The organism is Flavobacterium piscisymbiosum, from assembly GCF_020905295.1.
GTDB classification, from domain to species: domain Bacteria; phylum Bacteroidota; class Bacteroidia; order Flavobacteriales; family Flavobacteriaceae; genus Flavobacterium; species Flavobacterium piscisymbiosum.
Genome location: NZ_JAJJMM010000001.1, coordinates 3,373,804 through 3,398,652, shown reverse-complemented (window position 1 = coordinate 3,398,652; position 24,849 = coordinate 3,373,804). Strand labels below are relative to the sequence as shown.

General features: G+C 33.5%; 20 protein-coding genes. 12 read left to right on the top strand and 8 right to left on the bottom strand.

The annotated features are described in order from the left end of the window. Positions 1 to 27: 27 nt before the first annotated feature. The 4 genes from LNP81_RS14850 to hutH all read right to left on the bottom strand — a co-directional run bounded on the left by LNP81_RS14850 (position 28) and on the right by hutH (position 5,135). Complete coding sequence (locus tag LNP81_RS14850) at positions 28 to 1,398, bottom strand: SMI1/KNR4 family protein (protein ID WP_230037114.1); 1,371 nt, start codon at positions 1,396 to 1,398, stop codon at positions 28 to 30. A 153-nt stretch (positions 1,399 to 1,551) separates the two neighbouring features. Then, positions 1,552 to 2,895, bottom strand: coding sequence for an inorganic phosphate transporter (locus LNP81_RS14845; RefSeq protein WP_230037112.1), 1,344 nt, complete (start codon positions 2,893 to 2,895; stop codon positions 1,552 to 1,554). A gap of 32 nt (positions 2,896 to 2,927) precedes the next feature. Further along, a complete protein-coding gene (locus LNP81_RS14840) occupies positions 2,928 to 3,572 on the bottom strand; it encodes a DUF47 domain-containing protein (RefSeq protein ID WP_056250900.1) in 645 nt (214 codons plus the stop codon). 48 nt (positions 3,573 to 3,620) lie between these two features. Next, positions 3,621 to 5,135 carry a histidine ammonia-lyase gene (hutH, locus tag LNP81_RS14835; RefSeq protein WP_230037110.1) on the bottom strand — a complete coding sequence of 505 codons (1,515 nt, stop codon included), beginning with the start codon at positions 5,133 to 5,135 and terminating at the stop codon, positions 3,621 to 3,623. Between the two features lie 723 nt (positions 5,136 to 5,858). Between hutH and thrA the strand changes: the two genes are divergently transcribed. The 9 genes from thrA (at position 5,859) to LNP81_RS14790 (ending at position 15,999) form a co-directional block, all read left to right on the top strand. Next, positions 5,859 to 8,306, top strand: a complete 2,448-nt coding sequence (gene thrA, locus LNP81_RS14830; RefSeq protein ID WP_230037107.1) for a bifunctional aspartate kinase/homoserine dehydrogenase I — start codon at positions 5,859 to 5,861, stop codon at positions 8,304 to 8,306. A 136-nt stretch (positions 8,307 to 8,442) separates the two neighbouring features. Continuing rightward, positions 8,443 to 9,375 (top strand): homoserine kinase, encoded by a 933-nt coding sequence (locus LNP81_RS14825; RefSeq protein WP_230037105.1) that lies wholly within the window; start codon positions 8,443 to 8,445, stop codon positions 9,373 to 9,375. Between the two features lie 369 nt (positions 9,376 to 9,744). Further along, entirely contained in the window at positions 9,745 to 11,034 is a 1,290-nt protein-coding gene (thrC, locus tag LNP81_RS14820; RefSeq protein ID WP_230037103.1) for a threonine synthase, read from the top strand. Between the two features lie 25 nt (positions 11,035 to 11,059). Then, the gene (locus tag LNP81_RS14815; RefSeq protein WP_230037101.1) at positions 11,060 to 12,256 is read left to right on the top strand and encodes a hypothetical protein; all 1,197 of its coding nucleotides are present in this window, start codon (positions 11,060 to 11,062) and stop codon (positions 12,254 to 12,256) included. 144 nt (positions 12,257 to 12,400) lie between these two features. Further along, positions 12,401 to 13,168 (top strand): hypothetical protein, encoded by a 768-nt coding sequence (locus LNP81_RS14810; protein ID WP_230037099.1) that lies wholly within the window; start codon positions 12,401 to 12,403, stop codon positions 13,166 to 13,168. A gap of 333 nt (positions 13,169 to 13,501) precedes the next feature. Then, on the top strand, positions 13,502 to 13,735 hold the full coding sequence (locus tag LNP81_RS14805) for a hypothetical protein (protein WP_131425538.1): 234 nt from the start codon (positions 13,502 to 13,504) through the stop codon (positions 13,733 to 13,735). Between the two features lie 4 nt (positions 13,736 to 13,739). Beyond that, the gene (locus LNP81_RS14800; RefSeq protein ID WP_230037097.1) at positions 13,740 to 14,318 is read left to right on the top strand and encodes a hypothetical protein; all 579 of its coding nucleotides are present in this window, start codon (positions 13,740 to 13,742) and stop codon (positions 14,316 to 14,318) included. A 449-nt stretch (positions 14,319 to 14,767) separates the two neighbouring features. Next, on the top strand, positions 14,768 to 15,274 hold the full coding sequence (locus LNP81_RS14795; protein WP_230037096.1) for a GNAT family N-acetyltransferase: 507 nt from the start codon (positions 14,768 to 14,770) through the stop codon (positions 15,272 to 15,274). 176 nt (positions 15,275 to 15,450) lie between these two features. Continuing rightward, positions 15,451 to 15,999, top strand: a complete 549-nt coding sequence (locus LNP81_RS14790) for a HutD family protein (protein WP_230037094.1) — start codon at positions 15,451 to 15,453, stop codon at positions 15,997 to 15,999. A 165-nt stretch (positions 16,000 to 16,164) separates the two neighbouring features. Here the strand turns inward: LNP81_RS14790 and LNP81_RS14785 are convergent, their stop codons facing one another. Next, entirely contained in the window at positions 16,165 to 16,734 is a 570-nt protein-coding gene (locus tag LNP81_RS14785) for a Crp/Fnr family transcriptional regulator (protein WP_230037092.1), read from the bottom strand. A 231-nt stretch (positions 16,735 to 16,965) separates the two neighbouring features. Here LNP81_RS14785 and LNP81_RS14780 point away from each other — a divergent pair, with 231 nt between their 5' ends. After that, the gene (locus tag LNP81_RS14780; protein WP_230037090.1) at positions 16,966 to 18,078 is read left to right on the top strand and encodes a pectate lyase family protein; all 1,113 of its coding nucleotides are present in this window, start codon (positions 16,966 to 16,968) and stop codon (positions 18,076 to 18,078) included. A gap of 294 nt (positions 18,079 to 18,372) precedes the next feature. On the opposite strand, the gene LNP81_RS14775 is transcribed toward LNP81_RS14780, so the two are convergent. The 3 genes from LNP81_RS14775 to LNP81_RS14765 all read right to left on the bottom strand — a co-directional run bounded on the left by LNP81_RS14775 (position 18,373) and on the right by LNP81_RS14765 (position 20,674). Further along, positions 18,373 to 18,756: a DUF3037 domain-containing protein gene (locus LNP81_RS14775; protein WP_230037088.1), complete on the bottom strand. Its 384-nt coding sequence runs from the start codon at positions 18,754 to 18,756 to the stop codon at positions 18,373 to 18,375. Continuing rightward, positions 18,746 to 19,528, bottom strand: a complete 783-nt coding sequence (locus LNP81_RS14770; protein WP_230037086.1) for a HipA family kinase — start codon at positions 19,526 to 19,528, stop codon at positions 18,746 to 18,748. Before LNP81_RS14770 ends, LNP81_RS14775 begins: the two co-directional genes overlap by 11 nt. Before the next feature lie 297 nt (positions 19,529 to 19,825). Continuing rightward, positions 19,826 to 20,674, bottom strand: coding sequence for an NAD(P)H-hydrate dehydratase (locus tag LNP81_RS14765; protein WP_230037084.1), 849 nt, complete (start codon positions 20,672 to 20,674; stop codon positions 19,826 to 19,828). A gap of 642 nt (positions 20,675 to 21,316) precedes the next feature. On the opposite strand from LNP81_RS14765, the gene gcvT reads away from it, so the two are divergent. Together gcvT and LNP81_RS14755 are read left to right on the top strand one after the other, a co-directional pair. Continuing rightward, on the top strand, positions 21,317 to 22,399 hold the full coding sequence (gene gcvT / locus LNP81_RS14760) for a glycine cleavage system aminomethyltransferase GcvT (RefSeq protein ID WP_230037083.1): 1,083 nt from the start codon (positions 21,317 to 21,319) through the stop codon (positions 22,397 to 22,399). A gap of 242 nt (positions 22,400 to 22,641) precedes the next feature. After that, positions 22,642 to 24,672 carry a S41 family peptidase gene (locus LNP81_RS14755; RefSeq protein WP_230037081.1) on the top strand — a complete coding sequence of 677 codons (2,031 nt, stop codon included), beginning with the start codon at positions 22,642 to 22,644 and terminating at the stop codon, positions 24,670 to 24,672. Positions 24,673 to 24,849: the final 177 nt, after the last annotated feature.

Here is a 24,849-nt window from a genome sequence, read left to right as displayed (position 1 = left end):
GATATTTTACCTTCTATTACTCGCAATTTAAGAATCTGTAGCAATCTTTTTAATTGTCTTATTAGTCAACCCAAACGGTTTTAACCTATGATTTAGATTCACTAAAATATAATCTTTTTCTACAGGAAATTTTTCAGCTATCAATTTATAATGTTTCAAAAGCCTTTGATCTTCTACCCCATCTAACGCCTGCAAAGTAATATGAATAACTCTATTTGAATGATCCTTTAAACCAGCTACAAAAACATCAATATAATTACTTTTATTCTCTAATTGTCCCAGCGCATAATAAGCACTAATTCTTATGTTTTCATTTTCATTAAAAGTAAACGGCACAATAATATCGCCATAATCAATATTCATTTCCTTTAATAAATAAGTACAAAAACTAAAGGTTTCGTCGTCGCTAATATTTTCAGCATTTGATTTTATAACATCCAGCCAATCCGAACTTTTATCTTTTGCATACCAAAACACAAACTGAAAAACATCTAATAAACTTTCTTTTGTAAAATCAACCAAATAAGGATAAGCCCTTTGATAATCAAACTTTGTAAGGATTTGAAGTATCTTTTTATGAATTGCTCCTGAACTTAATTTATATTCAGCTTCTAAAACATCAAGAGCTTCTGAAGCTATTTTTTCTTTCTTTAAAATCCCATTTAAACCTTCAATCTTGGTTTCATTATCATGCGCAGAAAAATATACTTCCAAAATATAAATTACACTACCTCCTAATGTATACTGAAACAAATCAGGTTCATCTATCATTATATTTTCAGGTATAATTTCATCCAGCCAACGTTCGTACCAATCTAAAAAATTAGATTCAAAAGTAAAAAATGGCTTTTGTCGATCTAGATCAACATTCACAATCTGACCTTTAAATTCACCGTTTAAAACAAGCCCATAATAATAAGTACAGCCTTGAGTACCAATAGGCAAAATCCCCGAATATATTTTTCCTGATTCCGCCTCAAAATCTTCATTAGAAATTTCATCATTCTCCTCAATATTTCTGGTCAGATCTTCCCAGAAATCATCACTCATATTGGGGTACAACTTACAGTCTTCTTTTAAATATTTTTCGGGATTAGCATAAATGAATTCTTCCACGTTTTTTCCGAAAGGAAATATTCCATAACCTGGTCCTGCTGCAGAATTTTGATACGATTTTCCGCCATTGCCAATATGAAGCAAAAAAGCGCTATAATCTTCAGGAAGCTCCAGATTATAGTCTTTTTCGAAGTTTAAAATTTGATCGTTATTTGCAGTTTCGTCCAAAAAGTATTTATGACTGTTTGCACCAAATACTTTTAAATCCTTATCTGTATTTTTTACTATAACTAACTTCTTTTTTATTCTTTCTATTTGGCTTGAAGTTTTTTGATCTATCATAAATGGCTTTTAAATTAGCATCAAATATATTACTTTATAATAATTGAAAAAGATATTTTCAAAAACAAAAAAGCCGATTTCAATTTGAAATCGGCTTTTTATATGTGTTTTAAAATGCGATTTTATCTCTCACATTTTACAAAAATCATTTTATTAGGATATAAATACACTTAGGATGTAATATACCAAACCTGCTAAAATAGCTGAAATTGGAATAGTCAGAATCCATGCCCAGATTAAACTTACTGTAACTCCCCAACGAACGGCAGAAACACGTTTTGTTAATCCAACCCCGATGATAGAACCTGTAATGGTATGCGTTGTACTTACCGGAATTTTTAAATGCTCTGTAAAATAAAGTGTCAAAGCACCAGCAGTTTCAGCAGCAACACCTTCAAACGAAGTTACTTTTGTGATTTTAGAACCCATTGTTTTCACAATTTTCCAACCACCACTTAAAGTTCCCGCAGCAATTGCAGAATAACACGCTAACGGAATCCATCCCGGCATTACTCCTTTTATACCTAAATCATCATTTGGCAATACAACATCTAACCATTCAGCCATATGAACACCCGGGTTTGTATTGATATAAACCGCTACAGCAGCAGCAATAATACCCATTACTTTTTGAGAATCGTTTCCTCCGTGTCCTAAACTAAAAGCCGCGGAAGATAGTAATTGCATTTTCTTTAAAGCTGCATCTGCCTGATGTAGATTTAAACTACTAAAGATCAAACAAAATGCACTTACCGTTAAAATAATAAAGGCTACTAAGAACCATTTAATATTATGCGGATCGAAAGCTACACTCCAAAAATGCGAGTCGAATCTTGGTTTTCCATGTTTAACAATCTCTTCATAAGGTACCATTAAAGTACTCACAAACCAAACCGTAGCAATCATCAAAACCACTGTAAATATCTTAGGTCCAATAACTTTACGAGAAGCATTTAACAACCAGATCGAAATTAAATAAGAAGCCAAAGCTCCTAAAAGCGGTGCCAAAACAATAAAAGCAATGATAATAAGAACCCCCGAAGGCATTCCGCCATCTTTTCCGGCCTTATACCAGCTTACGATTTGATACCAATATTGCGTAGTTCCGTCTTCACCAATATAACCTGAAAAACCATGTACAGCGATCGCATGAGCAACTGCTGCTCCGGCAAAACCACCAATTAAGGTATGAGAAGAACTCGAAGGAATCCCCAACCACCAGGTCAATAAATTCCAGCAAATAGCTGCAATAACACCGGCAAGAATAACTACCAGGTTAATCTCCATAGTGTGCGCTGTTTTTGCAACAGTATCCGCAACACCAAATCCAAAAACCCAATAAGCCAGGAAGTTAAAAAATGCTGCCCAAAGAACCGCCTGAAAAGGCGTAAGAACCTTTGTAGCAACAACTGTTGCAATAGCATTTGCCGCATCATGAAAACCATTGATGTAATCAAAAATTAAGGCTAATACTATAATAATTATAAGTAGCGTCATAAATTATAACTTCAGAATGAAATAAATTGAATTTAAGAATGTTTTACAGAAATAGATTCTAGTATGTTCGCAACACTCTTACATTTATCTGTTGCTGATTCTAAAACAGATAACACTTCTTTATATTTAATAATATTTTTAGCGTCTGTTTCGTTTTCAAAAATTTCAAAAACTGCTTTATTATAAACGTTATCTGACTTGTTTTCCAGTTTATTAATTCTGGCACAAGCATCTTTTATGACTTTGAAATTCTTTAAATTTCTCAATTCTTTTACTGCACTATCAATATTTTGACAAGCTTCAAGATTGATTTCGGTCATTTTTCTGATCGATTTTGTAATCTTATCAACCTGATACAATCTCATTCTGCTTGCTGCTCCGTGCAAATAATCTGCAACGTTGTCAATAGAAGTAATCAATGTGTGAATATCCTCTCTGTCAAACGGAGTAATAAAGTTTCTACTCAATTCAAGATTGGTCTGACGTGTAATGTCTTCTCCTCTTTGCTCTAATTCGTCAATTTTCTGAAAAAGAACTTCTCTTTCTTTTAATGGAAGATTTACAGCTTCGTGTAAATTAGAAGCTAATTCAATTAAATTGCTTGAAGCCTCTTCAAAAAGTGGAAAGAATTTCTTGTCTTTCGGCACTAAAAATTGGAAAATACTGTTTATTGACATTTTTATATTTTTGATAGTGCAAAATTACTTCATTAATATTCTACAATGTTAAGCCATTGTTAACAAATCGTTTTCAATTTGGAAACTATCAAGGAATTCAACGGTTTTTTCGATGTCATAATGTAAGATTCTATCCTCCTTAACAAGTGGTACTACTTCTCTGTAACTACTCAAAAACATCTCGATAAAATCACTAGATTTCAATGGTTCTCTGTAAGCAATCGCTTGTGAAGCATTCAGTAATTCGATTGCCAAAATGCGCTCTAAATTATCTAAAACACGTAACGCTTTTGTCGCTCCGTTTGCCCCCATACTTACGTGATCTTCCTGTCCGTTGCTTGATACAATACTGTCTACACTTGATGGAGTTGCCAATTGCTTGTTTTGACTTGCAATACTAGCTGCTGTATATTGCGGAATCATAAATCCTGAATTCAATCCCGGATTGTCGACCAAAAATGCCGGAAGATTACGTAATCCTGAAATCAATTGATAGGTTCTTCTTTCAGAAATACTTCCTAATTCGGCCAAAGCAATTGCCATAAAATCTAAGGCCAAAGCCAAAGGTTGTCCGTGGAAATTTCCTCCCGAAATAATCTGATCTGCCTCAATAAATATATTCGGGTTATCGGTAACTGAATTAATTTCGGTTTTGAATACTTTTCGAACATAATCGATCGCATCTTTTGAAGCGCCGTGAACTTGTGGCATACAACGGAAAGAATACGGATCCTGAACGTGTTTTTTCTCCTGAGCAATAATCTCGCTTCCTTCCAAAAACTCATTAATACGTTGTGCTGTCACGATTTGCCCTTTATGCGGACGTATATAGTGAATCAATTCATTAAAAGGTTCGCTTCTTCCATCAAAACCTTCCAAAGAAATTGTTCCTATTAAATCTGCCAAATAAGAATATTTATAGGCTTTTATTAAAATGTGAGCTCCGTAAGCACTCATAAATTGAGTACCGTTCAACAATGCCAAACCTTCTTTTGACTGTAAAACGATTGGTTCCCAGCCAAAATGTTTCAAAACTTCGGCAGAAGCCACTTTTTTTCCTTCAAACAAAACTTCTCCTTCTCCTAATAAAGGTAAAGACAAATGTGCCAAAGGTGCTAAGTCGCCCGAAGCCCCAAGAGAACCCTGAGTATAAATAATAGGTAAAACATCATTATTATAAAAATCAACCAAACGATGTACGGTTTGTAACTGAATTCCGGAATGTCCGTAGCTTAAAGATTGAATTTTAAGCAACAACATCAACTTTACAATTGCAGCAGGAACTTCTTCTCCAGTTCCGCAAGCGTGGGACTTTACAAGATTTTCCTGAAGTTTGGATAAATTCTCATTAGAGATTTTTACATTACATAAAGATCCAAAGCCTGTATTGATACCATAAATAGGTTCAGAATGCGAAGCCATTTTTTTATCTAAATAATCACGACATTTTTGAACGTTTACTTTCGCTTCCTCTGATAGTTCAAGTGTTTTCTGGTTCACTATGATTTCTTGTAAAGCTTCTAAGGTTAAGACTTCAGTACTTATATAATGGATTTCTCTCATGTTGTTTGTATTTTAAGACATCAAAATTCAGCAAATCAATATTAAAAAGCAACATTTGTTCATAATAATTAAATTTTATAGCATCTCGCCTTCTTAGCTTTATTTATTTCATAATGTTTATCGTACCAAAATCAGTCCTTTAATTATCACAAATGTCAATTTTAGGTTTTTATCCAAAAAACATAAAAAAACATTTCCTACTTAATATATAGGATAAAATCGTTGTTTTTTATCTGCTTTCTAATAAAATGAACATCATAAAAACTTTAAAGCCTTTATAGAAAAAGCGTTAATTATATGAATAAGCCATATTTAGAGTTTTAATTTTAACAATTACTCAATATTAAAATGCTTACATTTGAATTATTGAAATATTCGTAAAAAGGATTTTCAGTTTTTTAACTTTTATAAAAAACTGTACTTTTGAAAAATCAAAATGAAAAGTAACAGCGCAAAATATCAATCTACAATGACAACTCTAACCGGGGTTGCAATTGCTGCTACAACAATTTCTACTACAACTACTACTACCCCTTAGGGGTATACATTTTACATATAATCCTTGGTTATCTATACTTTTTTCCTGAAAGAAGAAAGACGATGGGTACATAAAAAACATTTACAAAGAAAAAAAATAGTCGCAGTTTTCAGTTTCAGTTCACAGTTGATAACCTTTGAACCTTTGTTACTCAAAATCTTTGCACCTTATTAAAAAACATAAAAATGAAAGTATTAAAATTTGGCGGAACTTCGGTTGCCAATGCTCAAAATATAAAACTCGTTCTCGAAATTATAAACCAGAATTCTAAACAAGATAAACTAGTAGTTGTTGTTTCAGCTTTAAGCAAAGTAACCGATTTATTGCAGTCAGCGGCAGCAAAAGCAGCAGCCAACGATGAAAGCTTTAGAGATATTGTTGCTGAAATCGAAAAAACACACCTTGATACCTTAAAAGATCTTATTCCGGTAAGTGAACAAAGCAGTTTATTAAGTCACGTAAAAAGAATCATCAATCATCTTGAAACTTTATTAGATGGCTGTTTTCTATTGGGCGAATTATCTCCGAGAACTGCTGATACTATTTTAAGTTTTGGAGAATTACTTTCGTCTTACATCATCGCGCAGGCTTATCAGCAAATCGATAAGGATGTAGTTTATAAAGACAGTCGTGAACTGATTAAAACGAATAACAACTTTGGTAAAGCAGTTGTAAATTTTGAAGTTTCGAACCAATTGATTCAGGAATATTTTGGTGGAAATCAATCTCAAATCAATATTTTACCAGGGTTTATCTCTCAAACTTCTGACGGAATTACTACAACTTTAGGTCGTGGAGGTTCTGATTATACTGCGGCTATAATTGCCGGAGCGCTCAACGCATCACAATTAGAAATCTGGACTGACGTAAACGGAATGTTTACTGCAAACCCTAAAATCGTAAAACAAGCACAGCCAATTGCAAATATCTCTTATCAGGAAGCAATGGAATTATCGCATTTTGGTGCCAAAGTGTTATATCCGCCAACGATTCAGCCCGTTTTAAGAAAAAATATTCCAATTTTAATCAAAAATACTTTTGAGCCCGAAGCTGTAGGAACTTTAATTTCTAATCAGGTTTCATCAAAAGATACTGTTGTAAAAGGAATCAGTCATATCGATCATATTTCGTTAGTAACTCTTGAAGGTCCGGGAATGATTGGAGTTTCGGGTTCATCAAAACGTTTGTTTGAAGTATTGTCTCAGGAAAAAATCAATGTTATTTTTATTACTCAGGCTTCTTCTGAACATTCGATTTGCATCGGAATTTTAAACTCTGATGCTGAAAATGCCGAAGCTGCGATCAATAAAGCTTTTGAAGTAGAAATTCTTCAAAACAAAATTGATCCTGCCATTGTAGAGAAAGACTTGTGCATTATTGCTTTGGTTGGAGAAAACATGAAAAATCACCAGGGTTTAAGCGGAAGAATGTTTAGTACTTTGGGAAAAAACAACGTAAACATTCGTGCGATTGCACAAGGTGCATCTGAGCGTAATATCTCGACTGTAATCAACGAAAGAGACGTTAAAAAAGCATTGAATACTTTGCACGAAAACTTCTTTGAAGAAAATACCAAACAGCTGAATTTATTTGTAATGGGCGTTGGAAATGTGGGTGAGAAATTCATCGAGCAAATTCACAATCAAAGAAAGTTTTTAAAAGAAAATTTAAAGATCAATGTTCGCGTTATTGCTTTATCGAATTCCCGAAAAATGCTTTTTGATGAGGACGGAATCTCTTTAAAAGACTGGAAATCGGCATTAGATAAAGGTGAACACGCTATTCCGACAGAATTTATCGCACGCGCCAGAGAACTGAATTTACGTAATAGTATTTTTGTGGATATTACAGCAAACGCAAGCGTTTCTGAAACTTACGAAAAATTCTTAAAAGAAAGTATTGCCGTTGTAACTTGTAATAAAATTGCCTGTTCATCTGCTTACGAAAATTATAAAAAACTAAAAAGTTTATCGCGTCAATACAATGCGCCGTTTTTGTTTGAAACCAATGTTGGTGCAGGATTGCCTATTATTGACACAGTGAAAAACTTAATTGCTTCTGGCGATAAAGTGCACAAAATTCAGGCAGTTTTATCCGGAAGTTTAAATTTCATTTTCAACAATTTTGATAAAAACAATTCTTTTCACGATGTCGTAAAAGAAGCCGGAGTACAAGGTTTTACAGAGCCCGATCCAAAAATTGACTTAAGCGGAATTGACGTTGCACGTAAAATCCTGATTCTTATTCGCGAAAGCGGTTACGAAATGGATATTGACGCCATCGCCAACGAATCATTCTTACCTGCTGACTGTTTAGCAACAACAAACAACGAAGACTTTTTTGCCTCGTTAACCAAACATGCTGCTCATTTCGAAAAAATCTACGAAGAAGCATTAGCTAAAGATTCTAGATTAAAATACGTAGCACAATTCGAAAACGGAAAAGCAAGCGTAGGATTGCAATTCATCCCAAAAGACCATCCGTTTTACAATCTTGAAGGAAAAGACAATATCGTATTGTTCTACACAGATCGTTACGTAGATCAGCCGTTATTGATCAAAGGCGCCGGAGCCGGAGCTGCGGTAACAGCATCAGGAATTTTTGCGGATGTAATTAGAATAGGAAACAATTAAAGTTGCTAAGGTTCTAAGATGCTAAGGTTCTGAGTTTTTTTCTTAGTATCTTAGAAACTTAGAGTCTCAGAAGCTAAAAAAAATAAACAGTTGCAAAGAAATCTTAGAACCTTAGCAACTCAGAACCTTTAAAAAAATGGAAATTAAACTATTTTGCCCGGCAACTATCGCGAATCTTTCGTGCGGATTTGACGTATTGGGACTTTGCTTAGACAATGCGGGTGATGAAATGATTGTTCGAAAAACAGAAGAAAAAGGAGTTCGCATCACCAAAATTGTGGGTGCCGATTTACCTATGGAAACCGAAAAAAATGTTTCGGGTGTTGCGGCAATTGCGATGCTTGAAGCTTATGAAAGAGATTTTAATCCGATTGATTTTGGATTCGAAATTGAAATTTATAAAAACATAAAAGCCGGAAGCGGAATTGGAAGCAGCGCTGCAAGTTCTGCCGGAGCGGTTTTCGGGATTAATGAATTATTAGGAAAACCGTATTCGCGTAAAGATTTGGTGCAATTTGCCATGCAAGGCGAAAAATTAGCCAGCGGAAATGCCCATGCTGACAACGTTGCTCCTGCCCTTTTAGGCGGATTTACTTTGGTAAGAAGTTATGCTCCGCTTGATATTATCAGAATTGACAGTCCGGAGGAATTGTTTGCAACGGTAGTTCATCCTCAAATTGAGTTGAAAACCTCTGATGCGCGTTCGGTATTAAAACAAACCGTTTCCCTAAAAAGCGCCATTATGCAATGGGGAAATGTGGGTGGATTAATAGCAGGTTTATACACAAAAGATTATGATTTGATTGGAAGATCGCTTCATGACGAAATCGTTGAACCTTTAAGAAGCGTTTTGATTCCGGGATTTGATTTAATCAAACAAACGGCTCTTGAAAACGGTGCTTTAGGTTCCGGAATTTCAGGTTCTGGTCCGTCGATTTTTGCTTTAAGCAGAGGGAAAAATACCGCCGACCAAATCGCCAAAGCCATGAGCGATGTTTACGAAGCAATGAATTTGCCGTATGAAATTCACGTTTCGAAAATTAATCCTGATGGAGTTAGGATTCTTTGAAAGAATTAAAAATTTATAATTAAAAATTAAAAATTGTGCGTCATGTTTGTCAGACTGAGCGATCCCGAGGCTTCGGGAGAAGTCCCGCAAAGTATAACAAACAAAGTATAACACAAACAGTTTGTCATTCCGAGGAACGAGGAATCCCCTCGAGAAACTCGACAAAGATTGACGATTTAGTTTGCGGAGCTACTTGCGGGGATTTGCTTCGCCAGTCGATATCGCTCGAGTCTCCTCCGTCGAAATGACAAAAAAGCGTTTAATCAATACAATTATCAAAATAAAAATAGTACCACAAAGCTTTGCGAACTCTGCGTTTTCAAAAGAAACCGATTCCTTGCGACCTTTGCGGTTAAATAACAACAACCAATGAAATACTATAGTTTAAACCATAATGCACCGGAAGTTTCTTTTAAAGAAGCTGTGATACAAGGATTAGCGAGTGATAAAGGATTATATTTTCCTCAAACTATTACGCCATTAAATCCTGCATTTTTTAATGTAATCGAAAATTTAAGCCATAACGATATTGCTTTTGATGTGATTCAGCAATTTGTAGGCGATGAAATTCCTGAGGACAATTTAAGAGAAATCATAAAAGATACTTTGTCTTTTGATTTTCCGGTTGTAGAAGTTGAAAACGGAATCTATTCGTTAGAATTATTCCACGGACCAACTATGGCTTTTAAAGACGTTGGCGCGCGATTTATGTCACGTTGTCTGGCCTATTTTAATAAAGATAAAAAAGACAGTAAAAATACGGTTTTAGTAGCTACTTCCGGAGATACCGGCGGAGCTGTTGCAAGCGGATTTCTAGGCGTTGACGGCGTTGATGTTGTCATTTTATATCCGTCAGGAAAAGTGAGCGATATTCAGGAAAAACAATTGACTACTTTAGGAAAAAACATCAAAGCACTTGAAGTAGATGGCGTTTTTGACGATTGCCAGGATATGGTAAAAAAAGCGTTTTTAGATGAAACTTTAGCACATAAAAACCTGACTTCGGCAAATTCTATCAATATTGCGCGTTGGCTGCCACAAATGTTCTATTTCTTCTTTGCTTACAAAGCCTTGAAAAGCCAAAACAAACCGTTGGTTTTCTCTTGTCCAAGTGGAAATTTTGGGAATATCTGCGCCGGAATTATGGCAAAAAAATTAGGTTTGCCAATTGAACATTTTGTAGCGTCTACAAACGTAAACGATACTGTACCAAGATTCTTAGAAAACGGAAAATACGATCCAAAACCTTCTAAAGCGACAATCTCTAACGCCATGGATGTTGGAAACCCAAGTAACTTTATTAGGATTCAGGAATTGTACAACAACGATTTAAAAGCTTTCGAAAAAGACTTCTCATCTTATAGTTATACTGACGAAGAAACGCTTGAAGCTTTAAAAAACATTTATAAAGTTGATGGTTACATCGCAGAACCACACGGTGCTGTTGGGTATTTAGGTTTGAAAAAAGAATTACAAAAACACGAAAATGCGATTGGTGTTTTCTTAGAAACGGCACATCCTATTAAGTTTTTGGATGTAGTTGAACCTGCATTAGGAATTAAACTTCCTATTCCGGAACAAATTAAAAGTGTTATTAATGAGGAAAAAGTGAGTGTGAAGATTAAGAGTTATGAGGAGTTGAAAGCGTTTTTGGGATAACATTTAACTTTTAAATATTAAAAATATGACCGTAACCGAATTAAAATCAAATTTGATTCCTAAACTTGAAGAATGGGTTAATTTTTTAGACATCTCTATTAAATCATTAGGAAAGGAATTTGATTCTTCTTACGGGTTTGGAAATTACATTTTAATAAGTAGACTTGAAAATCATTTTGCAATTGAAATCTATGGTTTTCAAGAAATTAATGATAAGCCAAAATTCATTATTGAGGACAAACCAAATAAGTACAATTTAAACTTTTTTATAAATGGAGGAAAATATTATTCACAATACGATGGATTAAATTGTATTGTAAATGGTAAAAATGCAAATAATCAGCGAGCAGTTTACAGTTTTTCAGATTTGCTTTTAAGCGTTTCAAACTCCAACGATGTTATTGATGTGCTTTTTGAAGACACTAAATTATATAAAGATAAAATTCTTAAAGAAGGATGTGATCTACCATTTCATTTTTCAAATGAATGCTCTAACATATTTTTCAGTAATATCTCAATTGTAAGTCAAATTAATGGTTTTTATTCATTTAGAAGACATTCAACAACATTAATTGTGAATTCGTCAATTAGTGAACAAGATTTTACTTACTTTTTAAATGAAGTTTTTGATTGTGCAAATTTTGATATTGGGAAACCATTGAATGGATGTAAACATAAATTTCAAATAATATCAGAATTAAAAAGTCTAGCTTATTATAGAATAGATGAAACAGCAATAGATAAATTTATTCAATTAATTTCAAATCAATTCGCTAAGTCTTTAGGATACATTTCGGCAAAAAGTAATTTAAGATTAGAAATTCAAGATTCTATAAGTTCAGATACAGAAAAAAAATATTTAACTCCTGATTTTTTAATGGAAAGAAGCGATGGCTTTTATGATATTTTAGATCTAAAAATCGGGTTATTAAATTATGATTTTGCTTTTGGAGATTGGACAAATTCTCATTTTAGTGGTTATGCTTCAAAATTAATCGGACAATTAGCAGGATACAAAAGATACTTCTCTGATTCACAAAATGCTAAATGGGCATACGAAAATTATTCAATTAGAATAAAAGATCCAAAATTAATAGGAATTGCTGGAAATCATAATAATTTCGATAGGGAGATTGTTGATAAAGCACTTGAAGGGCAAATTTCTGATTTTCATTTTATTAGTTATAACGAACTAGCTGATTTATTAAAAAGACATAGTTAGACTATGCAGTTGCAAACCCGCTCACGCTAGCAATTAAAAAACACATATATTTGAAAAGAAGAAAACAAAATTAACTTTCACCAAACCAAACTGTTTTTTTTAGACTAATACATTTTTTCATTCATAATTAACAGCAATTTTGCAATGACTACACAAGAAAAAATTTTACAGGATAAATGGCTTGAATGCGTTTTTCATCTAGATAGAATGAACGAAAAATGGCTAAAAATTCAATCTGAAAAAGCAGAGAAAAATATAGTTTCCAGAGAATTTAAGTATGAATTCAATTCTTTTGTTAATAGTTGTAGAAGTGTAACATTTGTTATGCAAAAATGTTTCAAAAATAAAGCAGTGGGTTTTGAAGATTGGTATCAAGGAGTACAAGATGAGCTTAAAAAAAATAATTTTGCGAAAATTTTAGTTGATATAAGAAATACCAATCAAAAAGAGGGTAATAAATATCCCGATATAATCCAAGTTAAAGCTATAAATAAATATTTCCAATCAGAAACTACGTTTTCACCATTTCCAATTCAAGAAAGCAATTTTCTTAACGGTTTAGAATTTTCAGAAGAAGAAAAAAAATTGTTACCGAACAACATTTCTAATTTCAATCTTGTTCCTATAATTGAAAATTTTGGTATTAATTTAGTTTATGATAACAAACCAGACGAAACTTATGAAGAAGTAAGAGATAAAATGGAAAAAATATTGTTACAGAAAATTTCAAAAGAGATTTCTATTAAAATGTCTGAAATTACAGAAGAAGAACTTAGAAATGCACAAATCACACTAAATAAATTAAAAATTGAACAGAAGATTTTTACATGGGAGGAATTTTATGGAGAATGCAAAAAAATATTATTATTCCATAAAGAAAAGTGTCTTGAGTGTATTAAACTATTTGTTTAAAAATTATATAATAGATATTTGACAACTATTAATTATGTCTTATTAGAATGAGCATTATATCCATGATAACTAATAAACAAAAAAGAGATCTATTAAGTAAGCTCTTTTTTTTATTTAATATGTCTAAAACGTTATTTCCCGTTCAATAATTTCTCTAAATATTCCACTTTATCTTTTTCAGCTTGCACCCGCTCTGCAAAGTATTACGATCGCTGTGCGAAGTCTCCCGACTTCGTACCCGTTCCAATTGAGCAATTTATGTGGAACATAGTAATGTGCACGAAGTCGGGAGACTTCGCGCAGCGGGTGGGAAATAAAGAAAATTAATTTCAAATGAAAAAAGAACATAGGATCATACTTGATTTATTAGAAGAATATTTAGAAAAAAATCCAAGTTTAAGATTTGGGCAAGCACTTTTTAATTTAGGTGTTAATCAATTTCAGGAAACTACTGATCCTCGAAATCCCAATTATAATTTGAGAGATATCCACAATGACCATGATTTAGATATTATTGAAAGAATTAAAAATCAATTAATTTGGTTTGAATCTCAAAGAAGCAAATAATCTAATGGCAGAGAAAAAACAGACTAAAAGAATAATTCAACTCACTATTGTGGGAGGATTATTTATTTTTATCCTTTACAGATCATATCAGGCAGATAATGTTTTTGCTCCTTTTTTCTACATCATTTTAGGCGTTTTAGAAATTATCTTATTATCAAATGTAATTCCTGAAAATTTTAAAATTTTCAAAAAGCATAAAAACATTTATAATTTACTTCCAACTTTTTTAGCTTCTTTCATTATCCTTTTTACTTTAGGGCTTTATCTCTATTATGAAAGTTTAGAAAATTCTAAAACATACATTCACGCAAGTGGAAATGGGCTAATTATCGACTTAAAAGAAGATGGAAAATATATCATTAAAAGTGGAAGCTGGGGAGGACGAACTCATCATTATGGAAATTACAAAATAAATGACAGTATCATATTTCTTGATAATAATAAGTTTGGAAAAATAAACATATCTGGTCAATTTAAACAAGGAAAAATTTATATTGATAAAGAAAAAATAAGAGAAAATGTGCTTTTTCAAACTAAAGAAAATAAAATTTTAGAAAATACAGAGTATTTCTACATTAATTAAACCTTCTTTTTAATTGCTTTATTTAATAAAGAATGCAATTGCTTTGTCAATAAAATTTAAATCATGGAGAAGTTTTTCCTTATAATATTAATTATTCAAATGCTATGTTATGGCATTGCGGATCACTTTAAAATTAAATATGGCCGTTTTATAATTCTATCAATATTTCTATCGCTTTTTTTAATTGTCTTCCCTCTTTATTTTCGTTTACCGGAAGAAGCTATTCAAAATTATTGTGGATTTCACAACTACTTTGATTACTTTCACATCTACTGGAACATTGGGATGACTTTAGTTTTAGCAGCTCATTTTACTTATTGTTATTTAATCAATAGAAAAACAAAATAACTTACTACAATTTCGGCTAAAGCCAATGCTAAATATCATAATTTTGTTCCTCCAGCTAAAGCAGGAGGCTATTCAAATATTAAAAACCGCATAATATAAACATGATTACAAAAGCAACATTACAAGATATTCCATCATTAAACATATTAATAAACTCAGCATACCGAGGAGAAACTTCTAAAAAAGGCTGGACTACAGAAGCTCATTTATTAGAAGGAAAAAGAACCACCGAAGAAGAATTAACTGAAATCATTTTAGATCCTAAAAATACATTTTTGAAATTTACTGAGAACGATCAAATTATTGGGTCGGTTTTGTTGGTTGAGAAAGAGCATCAATTGTATGTGGGAATGTTGACGGTTTCTCCTGAATTGCAAAATAGAGGAATCGGGAAAAAGATGTTGGCTGAAGCCGAAAATCATGCTAAATCTTTAGGATTGTCTACTCTTAGTATGACGGTTGTTTCGGTTCGTGCAGAACTTATTGCCTGGTACAAACGTCATGGTTATGTGGATACTGGCAAAAGAGAAGCTTTTCCTTCAAGCAATATTCATATTAACATTTCTGATAAGCCATTGGAGTTTATCTATTTAGAGAAAAGCCTTTGAGAATTTAACCGCTAAGATCGCAAGGGTTTACGCTAAGTTCGCTAAGCTTTTTATTGCTTGACTTTTATAATCTCCCAAAGGCGCAAAGTTTTTTCACCATATAAGTGATATAAGTTCATTTAAAAGCAAGGTTAAAATCCATCTGGAAACTTGAAGTCATATAAAATATTCAATAAATGAAAATAAGCTTTTTGCCTAAAAAAGACAGCAAAGCCTCTATTTGGAGTGGCGGATTGACCTATGAATATACGATCTATCCTGAAACAGCAAGTTATGCCGATAGAGATTTTGCATTCAGAATAAGCAGTGCTACAATAGAAAAAGTTCCTTTAGAGTTTACCAAATTTAAGGGCTATCATCGCTATTTGGTTATGCTTGATAACGCTCTTGATATTGAGGTAAACAAAGAGAAAAAAATATATGAGAAATATGAAATTATGGAATTTAATTCGGATGATGAAGTGACTTCTTATACAAAAGGTACTGATTTTAATTGGATGGTTTCTGAAATAATAAGCCATCATAAACTGAAAATAGCAAATGGTAATCAGAATTGTAATGCTCAAATAATAATTTTATTTTCTTTAGATACAACAGTTATTACAATTAATGAGAAGTCATACAATCTACAACCTCATGATTTATTAGTCATTGAAAATCCAGAAAAGGAAAATGTAATAACTCATCTTTCTAATGAATGCCTTATCGGAATATTGGTTTTTTAATTTGGAATGTTTCAGGTTTAACCGCAAAGAACGCAAGGTTTTACGCGATGTTCGCTAAATTTTTTAATCGCGCAAAGACGCTAAGTCGCTAAGTTTACTTTCTTTGCGACTTAGCGACTTTGCGCGATTTTTTTTAAAGTCTTAGAAACTTAGCATCTCAGGACCTTAGCACCTCTTTTTAATCTTCGATAAAAACTCGTGCGACACACCAAGATAAGAAGACAAATTTCTGTTATTGATTTTATCTGCTTTTTGCGGATGTTTCTCAATAAACTCCAGATACCTCTGTTTCGAGGTTTTGTTTAAGACATCTATAAGTCTTTGCTGAATGGCAATATTGGCTTTTTCGACCATAATGATGTGAAACTGGATTAGCTTGGGTACTTGCTCAAATAAAATTGCTTTGTTTGTTTTGTTAATCACCAGAATCTCGCTGTCTTCTATCGCCTTGATGTTGTAGGTTGTAGGCTTTTGATGATAGAAACTTTCGAGGTCACACATCCATTCGTTTTCGAACGAAAAGAAAATTACACTTTCGGTACCATTATCATTCAAAATGTAGGTTTTGAAAGCACCTTTTAAAATAAAGCCTTCGTAGGAACTATTAGAATTCTGAATCTGTAAAAATTCATTCTTCTTGAGTTTTATGAACTCGGCTTTTTCAACAATAAAATTCCATTCTTGATCTGTTAACGGAATTTTGAGTTCAATACTTAATCGTAGGTTTTTATACATGTGGTTTTTTACTTTTATTCTTACTCAGGGGCGTAAGTAGGTGAATGAATGAAAAATAATGTAATCGATTACGTAAAAGTACCCTTTTTATGCATTTTTGTAAATTAACAACTGTTAAAAAAACACTTTTAATCAATTTATTTTCAAAATATTGAACTTGTTCAACTTTTTAGCAAATATTTATAGTCAGTTTTGCAGTGTTAAATTATATAAACCCCCAAATTTATTATTATGAAAATTAAATCAACAATGTCAGTGTTCTTACTAACACTGATTTTAGGTTTTACAGCCTGTAACACGGAAGAAATTGCTTCGTCTGCAAATGATGAGAGTGCTAGTATTGAAACAACTACACCTGTATCTGGTAGTGTAACCGCAAAAATTGGAAACTGTGCGCAGGTTCCGGGATGGGCTTCGCAAAACGGAAGTGTAACTGGTGGAGGAACTGCTGCTGAAACAAATGTTACTACGTATGCTCAATTGAAATCTGCAATTGAAAACAGTTCTGTAAAAGTGATCAAAGTTACGGGTACCATTACTGTTACAACAAGATTGTCATTTCAGGATCAAACAGGTAAAACTATTTATGGTGCGAATGGTGCAAAATTAGTTTCGACTAATCAAACTAAAGATGCATCTGGTATTATCAACATCAAAAGATGTAAGAACATCATTATCAGAAATCTTATTTTTGAAGGACCTGGTGCTTACGATACTGACGGTTGGGATAATGCTATTCTTGACGAATGTACAAACGTATGGGTTGACCACTGCGAATTTAGAGATGGTGTCGACGGAAACTTTGACATCAAAAACAAATCTGATTATATTTCGGTTACTTATTCTAAATTTCATTACCTGAAACCACCAAAAGCCGGAGGTTCAGGAGGATCTGATGATCACAGATATTCTAACTTAATTGGTTCAAGCGACGGTGCTACAGGAGATCGTGGAAAATTAAGAATTACTTTCGCTCGTTGCTGGTGGGCTCCGGGATGCAAAGAAAGAATGCCAAGAGTACGTTTTGGAAAAGTGCATATCGTAAACAGTTTCTTTAACAGTACTGTGAGCAATAAATGTATCGCTGCCGGTTTTGAAGCTGATATTCGTGTTGAAGCAAACGTTTTTGAAGGTGTAAAAACTCCTATTGATTTGATGACAGGTTATACAGCTGTTACAGCAGTTGATAATGTTTTCACCAATACATCTGGAAATCAAACAGGAAGTAAAACCGCTTTCACTCCTCCTTATTCGATCGTAAAACTGGATAAAACGGCTGTGAAAGCTGATGTTTCTGCAAATGCAGGAGCTACTTTAGGCGGAAACATCTGCGGATCGTTTTAATAATATGAGTTAGTTTTTTAGTTTTTTTTTATTTTAAACCATATAAGTTTATGAGGAAATTTAAGTCACCAGGCTTATGATTTCTTATATAACTTATATGGTTATTTTTTTTACTGTTTTTTGCCACAAAGGCACTAAGACGCTAAGTTTTTGTTTTAGCCTATTTTTATAATCTCGCAAAGACGCAGAGTCGCAAAATTTTTTTCTTATAATTCTTTGCGATTTCGCATCTTTGCGAGATTATTTTAAGTAAAGGCTTAAATTTTCTTATATAACTTATATGGTTTAAAACGATTATAACACCTGTTCTTCAAACAAACGCTGAATCGTTTTTTCTAAATCCTGAGATAATCCTGAATGCGGTCTGGAAGTTTGAATCGCTGAACTACGAATAGCGGTTAACCAGCGAAAACGTTCCGGAATCTCCATTGCTCCTATTGGGCCGCTGTCTTTGGTTCCGTTTACTATTTTTTCTAATGCTATTATATTACAATGCAGTTGTTCGATATCAAAATCGTTTGATAAGGCTTCGATTTTAGCATCGTTTATGTGATGCAATACTTTTATAAATTTGGCTCTTTTACAAAACAAAATGATTCCGATATTCAGGAATTCTTCGCGCTCTACTCTTGGCACAACACGAATTACGGCATACTCATATAAGTGACTATCTTGCATTTTGAGCCTGATTTACAAAGATTTCGGAATTATTTAATCTGGTTTGCAAAAACTGTAAATATACATTTCGCAAAGCTTCGGGAGTTTCATCTGTGTCTTCCCATTGCAGCCACTCTTCTGGAATTGTATTTACAATATCTACCAGAATTTCGGGTGTTAAAAGTGCTTTATATTCGGCGTCAACTTCTTTTAGAAGTGAGGCTTGTGGCAATAAAACATGATCTTTTATCAATGCAAAAGGGCTTTTGGCGTGTTGTTCCCAATTGTTCCAGGAATGATGAAAATACAAACATGCACCGTGATCAATAAGCCATAATTCTTTATGCCAAATCAGCATATTGGTATTTCTGAATGTACGATCGACATTGGTAATATAAGCATCAAGCCAAACAATTTGCGACGCTAGTTTTGGGTCTACAGTTGTTACAACAGGATCGAAAGTAATAGCACCGGATAAAAAATGAAGTGCCAGATTTAATCCCTGGCTTCCTTGTAGTAAATCCTGAATTTCTTCATCGCCTTCGTTTCTGCCAAAGGCTTCGTCGAGATTAGCAAAAACCAATTCGGGTAATTGTAATTTAAGGGCTTTTGCGATTTGTCCGCCTACTAATTCGGCTATTAGGGCTTTTACGCCGTGACCGGCTCCTCTAAATTTTAGGACGTATTTAAAATCGTCATCGGCTTCTGCCAAAGCGGGTAAAGAACCGCCTTCGCGCAAAGGCGTTATATATCGGGTAACGTTTACCGTTCTAAGATCGAAATTGTTTTTCATTTTTTTTAAGATTCAAAGATGCTAAGAAACTGAGTTGCTAAGTTTCTAATCTTTGATATTACAAACTTACGTTTTTTTGATTTTAGATTGTAGAAGGTAGATTTTAGATTTTTTTCTTGTTCATACAGATTTTGCAGATTTATTCTCATTTTATGTCATCCTGAGCGAAGTCGAAGGACTTGCCAATTGGAACGTGGGCTTCGACTTCGCTCAGCCTGACAAGCTTAATGCAACAAGCTACAACAAAAAATCTTTGCGAACCTTGCATAAACCTTAGCGTCGTTTGCGGTTAATTTTTTAAGTTTCCAAGCTCAAAAATGCTTTACCAAGATTCTCAATAATATCTGATGCTATAAAAGATTGATATCCTGTTTGTGGCAAAGCAATATCGGCTGTTAGGCCATGAAGATAAACGCCCAATTTTACGGCATATCTGGGTTCGTAACCTTGCGCTACAAAACTTGTTATGATTCCGGTTAGGGTGTCGCCGCTTCCTGCGGTGGCTAAGGCTGCATTTCCTGTTGTATTTTCGTAGATTTCGGTTTTATTGATGATGTAGGTTGGTGCGCCTTTCATGACGATAATCACTTTGTATTTTTCGGAGAAAGCGATTGTTTTTTGAAATTTTTCGGATTCTGAATTCCATTTGCCTATTAAGCGTTCGAGTTCTTTTGGATGTGGTGTAAGAATTGTGTTTTCGGGAACTAATGCTAACCAGGATTGATTCTCGGCGAGGATGTTTAACGCATCGGCATCGAGTACCAAAGGTACTTTGTTGATTCTTAAAAATTCGAATAAGGCTTTTTGTGTGCCCAGCTCCTTCCCTATTCCGGGGCCAATTGCGATGGCTTGTGGCTGAATAGGAAAATGAATATTGGTGATAAAATTGGCATTTTCATCGGTGACAACCATCACTTCGGGAATTGAGATTTGAAGGATTTGATAGCCACATTTTGGTGTAAAAGTAGTTACGAGTCCGCAACCGGATTTTAGGCAGGATTTTGATGCTAAAACTGCCGCTCCTATTTTGCCGTAACTTCCGGCAATAATCACTGCGTGGCCCTGAAGTCCTTTGTGTGTATGAGGATTTACGGGCTTGTAGAATTTTAGAATTTCTTCTTTTGTGATTAAAAGCGGATCTTTCATTTGAGCTTATTTATCTATTGTAATATTTTAATTATCTATGAATTTAGGTTAATTCTAACGCGGATAAAACGGATTTACTTCGTAAAAACGCGGATAAAAACGGATTTTTAATTTGGCTGCTGTACGCTCTTTCTTAATTTAATAAATAGCACGTTGAGTATATTTTTTAAACACATAGAAACATTAGCATGATTGAATTCAGAAAAGGCGTTTTACTTGCATTAACACATCCCGATAGCTATCGGGACTATGTGTGAGAAACGAGTTTCTTTTTAATTTACTTTTTCAAAATCATAAAAGCTATGTTTCTATGTGTTTAATTATTTTTTTTACGCTTACACCAATGGATTAAATTAGTTAATTAAAGTTACATAAAAATTGAAGAAGAAAATGTTTCTTATTATCGAAATGTCCTAGCCCAGATTGCAGTGAAAAGCCCGGAGTAAAAAAAGCAAAAGTTTCTTGTTCTAAAAAAGCGACCAACGGAAGCTCTTTTTAGAACATTAGAAACTTTGCTTTTTTTATGAGGACTTGTAACGAAAAGCTGGAATTGCTCCCAATTATTGCGAAATTTATAATTTAGACTATCATTTTTATATATTTTTTGAATAAATTTGCGACACAATTTTATAAAACAACACAATGAAAAATACTGCGCTTACGCACATACATGAGAGTTTGGGAGCGAAAATGCTTCCTTTTGCGGGTTATAATATGCCTATTACTTATGAGGGAATTAACGCTGAACACGAAACGGTTCGTACTGGTGTGGGCGTTTTTGACGTTTCGCATATGGGTGAATTTTTGTTGACGGGGCCAAATGCTTTGGCTTTGATTCAGAAAGTAACTTCGAATGATGCTTCGACTTTGACGATTGGTAGAGCGCAATATTCTTGTTTGCCAAACAATGAAGGCGGAATCGTAGATGATTTGATTGTGTATAAAATGAAAGAGGAAGAGTATTTATTGGTTGTAAATGCTTCGAATATTGACAAGGACTGGAACTGGATTTCATCGCACAATGATTTGGGTGTTGATATGAAAAACCTGTCTGATGATTACTCTTTATTAGCGATTCAGGGGCCAAAAGCGGTTGAAGCTATGCAGCCTTTGTCTTCTATAGATTTATCGGCGATTGCTTATTACCATTTTGAAGTGGCTGATTTTGCTGGTTTTAATGATGTAATTATCTCTGCAACTGGTTATACCGGTTCTGGTGGATTTGAAATTTACTGCAAAAATGAAGATGCTGAAGCGATCTGGAATAAAGTTTTTGAGGCTGGTGCAGCTTTTGGTATTAAACCAATTGGATTAGCGGCTCGTGATACTTTGCGTCTTGAAATGGGTTTCTGTTTGTACGGAAATGACATTAATGACTCTACTTCTCCGCTTGAAGCAGGATTGGGATGGATTACTAAATTTACTAAAGATTTTACCAATTCTGAAGGTTTGAAAAAACAAAAAGAAGCTGGTGTTACGAGAAAATTGGTAGCTTTTGAAATGCAGGAACGCGCGGTGCCAAGACATGATTACGAAATTGTTGATGCAGCTGGCGAAGTAATTGGTATTGTAACTTCGGGAACAATGTCGCCTTCTATGAATAAAGGTATTGGTTTAGGATATGTTACAGTAAACAATAGCGCGGTTGACAGCGATGTTTTTATTAGAATCAGAAAAAATGATGTTCCGGCTAAAGTGGTTAAATTACCTTTTTACAAGAAATAGTTTTTAATATAAAAATTTCAGCAATGCGTTACTTAAAAGTAGCGCATTTTTTTTTGGCACGAACTCACGAATTTTTTATTTAAACGCTATCAAATAATTCATGAATTCGTGGCTATTTTTTTTAGTGATTTGAAAATCGCCTATTAAAAACAAATCGTTACGATGTAAGAAATTTTAGAAAAATTGTAACTTTTTATCAAAAAATAAAGTGTAATTTTAGTCTAAACGAAGATTTTCGATTTATGAAAAAAATATTATTAGTATTGATGTTGTTTACCAATGTTGTATTTAGTCAAAGTAGCGACAACACTTGTGAAATACTAAACAAAATAAATGCACTTATTCAGGAGGAACATATTAGACCAAAACTGGTAGACGATAGTTTATCGGTTTTTGTTTTTGATAATTTAATTAATGAATTAGATCCCTCGAGAAACATCTTTTATAAATCTGAATATGACGAATTAGCCGATAAATATCGTACCAATCTGGATGACCTTATCCTGAGCGATCATTGTGATTTTTTAGCCGATATTACATCTGTATATAAAAAGGGCCTTTTGAGAACGAAAACTGTTCTAGAAAAAATTCAAAAAGAACCGATGGATTATGCTAAAAAAGACACCATCAGGTTTTATAAAAAATCCTTTGCTTTTTACCTTAAAAAAGAAGATCTCGAAAAAGTATGGTCTAAAAAAATCCGTTATCAGATTCTGGACGAAATTGCTGAATCCAGTGATAATTTAGATTCTCTTAAAACTAATTTTAAGTCGATTGAATTAAAGTCTAAAAACCTGATTGTTGCAAATGAAATTTGCAGAATAAACACACTTTTAGAAACCAATACGAAACAGGAAGAAAAGCTCTACAATTACTTTTGTACTTATTTTGATCCGCATACAGCCTATTTTAGTGATGATTCTAAAACGAGTTTTGTTGCTTCGTTATCAAAAGAACATTTGTCTCTTGGGATGACTGTGAGCCTAAACGAAAAAAATGAAATTATTATAGCAGAACTTGACCCTAATGGCCCGGCTTATCAGACGGGGCAAATAAAAAAAGGCGATCAGATTGTTTCGATATCCAATCAAAAAGAATCGCTGCAGGTTTCATGTGCTTCGTTAGAATCTATTTCGACTATGATTTTGTCTGAATCGAATAAAAGTATTACGCTTACGCTAAAGCGAAATTCGGGTAAAAGCTTTGATGTGTATATCGAAAAGCAGGTAATGAAGGATGAAGATAATTCGGTTTTCAGTTTTATTATTGGCAAAGACAGTAAAATTGGCTACATCAAAATTCCGAGTTTTTATGCTGATTTGGATGGTAACAGCCGAAAAGGTTGTGCCGATGATGTGGCTCGAGAAGTGATAAAACTGGAAAGAGATAATATAAAAGGCCTTGTAATTGATTTAATTGACAACGGCGGAGGATCTATGGAAGAAGCCATAAAACTGGCCGGAATGTTTATAGATTACGGTCCGCTTTCGATTGTTGTAGATAACAAACATGGTACATCGGTCATAAATGATCCTTATAAAGGTTTGATTTATAAAGGGCCAATTGTGATTTTGGTGAATAGTAATACAGCTTCGGCAAGCGAATTTTTCTCTTCTATAATGCAAGATTATAATCGTGCGCTATTGTTAGGCAGCAATACGCTTGGAAAAGCTACGATGCAAACTATTCTTTCGCTTGACGAAACTAAAAATACCGACTTTCTAAAAATTACAATAAACAAATTTTACCGGGTTACAGGGAAAAGTCATCAGTATATTGGAGTAAAACCTGATGTAGTTTTACCTGAATTTTACGAAGGTGTTTATCAAAAGGAAAGCGATTTCCCTACGGCTATTAAAAATGATAGCATTCAAACCTCTTTAAAATTCAGACCTTACGTAAAAAGAGCTCTCATCGATAAACTGGCAAAAAACAGTACGAACCGATTGGCAGATAATTATTTCTTTAATAATATTAAAAAGATAAATCTTAAAATTGATCAGCTTGTTAATACGCCAAAAGCAGAGATTCCGATGACTTTGGATGCGGTTTTTAAACAGAAAAAAACTGTAAATTCTCTTTGGAAAGAAATCAATACTTTTAATGATGAAAATAATCCGTTAGACGTTTATAACTCTACCGTGAATCAGTTTTTGTTAGGTGCTTATCCTAATGACAAAACCATAAATCAATACCAGATTAATAATCTCAAAACAAATCCGTACCTGAATGAAGCGGTGAATGTTATTAATGAGTTTAATGCGGCGAAGTAGATTTTAGATTTTAGATTTTAGATTTTAGATTTTAGATTTTAGATTTTAGATTTTAGATTTTAGATTTTATCACATTTTCAAAGTCTTCTACTTTGAAAATGATATTATGGATAAAACTTGTTGAAGTTATCTAAGATTAATCTTTAAAACCTTTGCGAGCTTAGCGTAAATCTTAGT

Coding starts and splice junctions, on each gene's coding strand:
- LNP81_RS14805 (WP_131425538.1), top strand. CDS start 13,502: ATGAAAAAAGAACATAGGATCATACTTGATTTATTAGAAGAATATTTA.
- LNP81_RS14815 (WP_230037101.1), top strand. CDS start 11,060: ATGACCGTAACCGAATTAAAATCAAATTTGATTCCTAAACTTGAAGAA.
- LNP81_RS14800 (WP_230037097.1), top strand. CDS start 13,740: ATGGCAGAGAAAAAACAGACTAAAAGAATAATTCAACTCACTATTGTG.
- LNP81_RS14775 (WP_230037088.1), bottom strand. CDS start 18,756: ATGCAAGATAGTCACTTATATGAGTATGCCGTAATTCGTGTTGTGCCA.
- LNP81_RS14770 (WP_230037086.1), bottom strand. CDS start 19,528: ATGAAAAACAATTTCGATCTTAGAACGGTAAACGTTACCCGATATATA.
- LNP81_RS14785 (WP_230037092.1), bottom strand. CDS start 16,734: ATGTATAAAAACCTACGATTAAGTATTGAACTCAAAATTCCGTTAACA.
- thrC (WP_230037103.1), top strand. CDS start 9,745: ATGAAATACTATAGTTTAAACCATAATGCACCGGAAGTTTCTTTTAAA.
- LNP81_RS14850 (WP_230037114.1), bottom strand. CDS start 1,398: ATGATAGATCAAAAAACTTCAAGCCAAATAGAAAGAATAAAAAAGAAG.
- LNP81_RS14795 (WP_230037096.1), top strand. CDS start 14,768: ATGATTACAAAAGCAACATTACAAGATATTCCATCATTAAACATATTA.
- hutH (WP_230037110.1), bottom strand. CDS start 5,135: ATGAGAGAAATCCATTATATAAGTACTGAAGTCTTAACCTTAGAAGCT.
- LNP81_RS14755 (WP_230037081.1), top strand. CDS start 22,642: ATGAAAAAAATATTATTAGTATTGATGTTGTTTACCAATGTTGTATTT.
- LNP81_RS14825 (WP_230037105.1), top strand. CDS start 8,443: ATGGAAATTAAACTATTTTGCCCGGCAACTATCGCGAATCTTTCGTGC.
- LNP81_RS14765 (WP_230037084.1), bottom strand. CDS start 20,674: ATGAAAGATCCGCTTTTAATCACAAAAGAAGAAATTCTAAAATTCTAC.
- LNP81_RS14790 (WP_230037094.1), top strand. CDS start 15,451: ATGAAAATAAGCTTTTTGCCTAAAAAAGACAGCAAAGCCTCTATTTGG.
- LNP81_RS14810 (WP_230037099.1), top strand. CDS start 12,401: ATGACTACACAAGAAAAAATTTTACAGGATAAATGGCTTGAATGCGTT.
- thrA (WP_230037107.1), top strand. CDS start 5,859: ATGAAAGTATTAAAATTTGGCGGAACTTCGGTTGCCAATGCTCAAAAT.
- LNP81_RS14845 (WP_230037112.1), bottom strand. CDS start 2,895: ATGACGCTACTTATAATTATTATAGTATTAGCCTTAATTTTTGATTAC.
- LNP81_RS14840 (WP_056250900.1), bottom strand. CDS start 3,572: ATGTCAATAAACAGTATTTTCCAATTTTTAGTGCCGAAAGACAAGAAA.
- gcvT (WP_230037083.1), top strand. CDS start 21,317: ATGAAAAATACTGCGCTTACGCACATACATGAGAGTTTGGGAGCGAAA.
- LNP81_RS14780 (WP_230037090.1), top strand. CDS start 16,966: ATGAAAATTAAATCAACAATGTCAGTGTTCTTACTAACACTGATTTTA.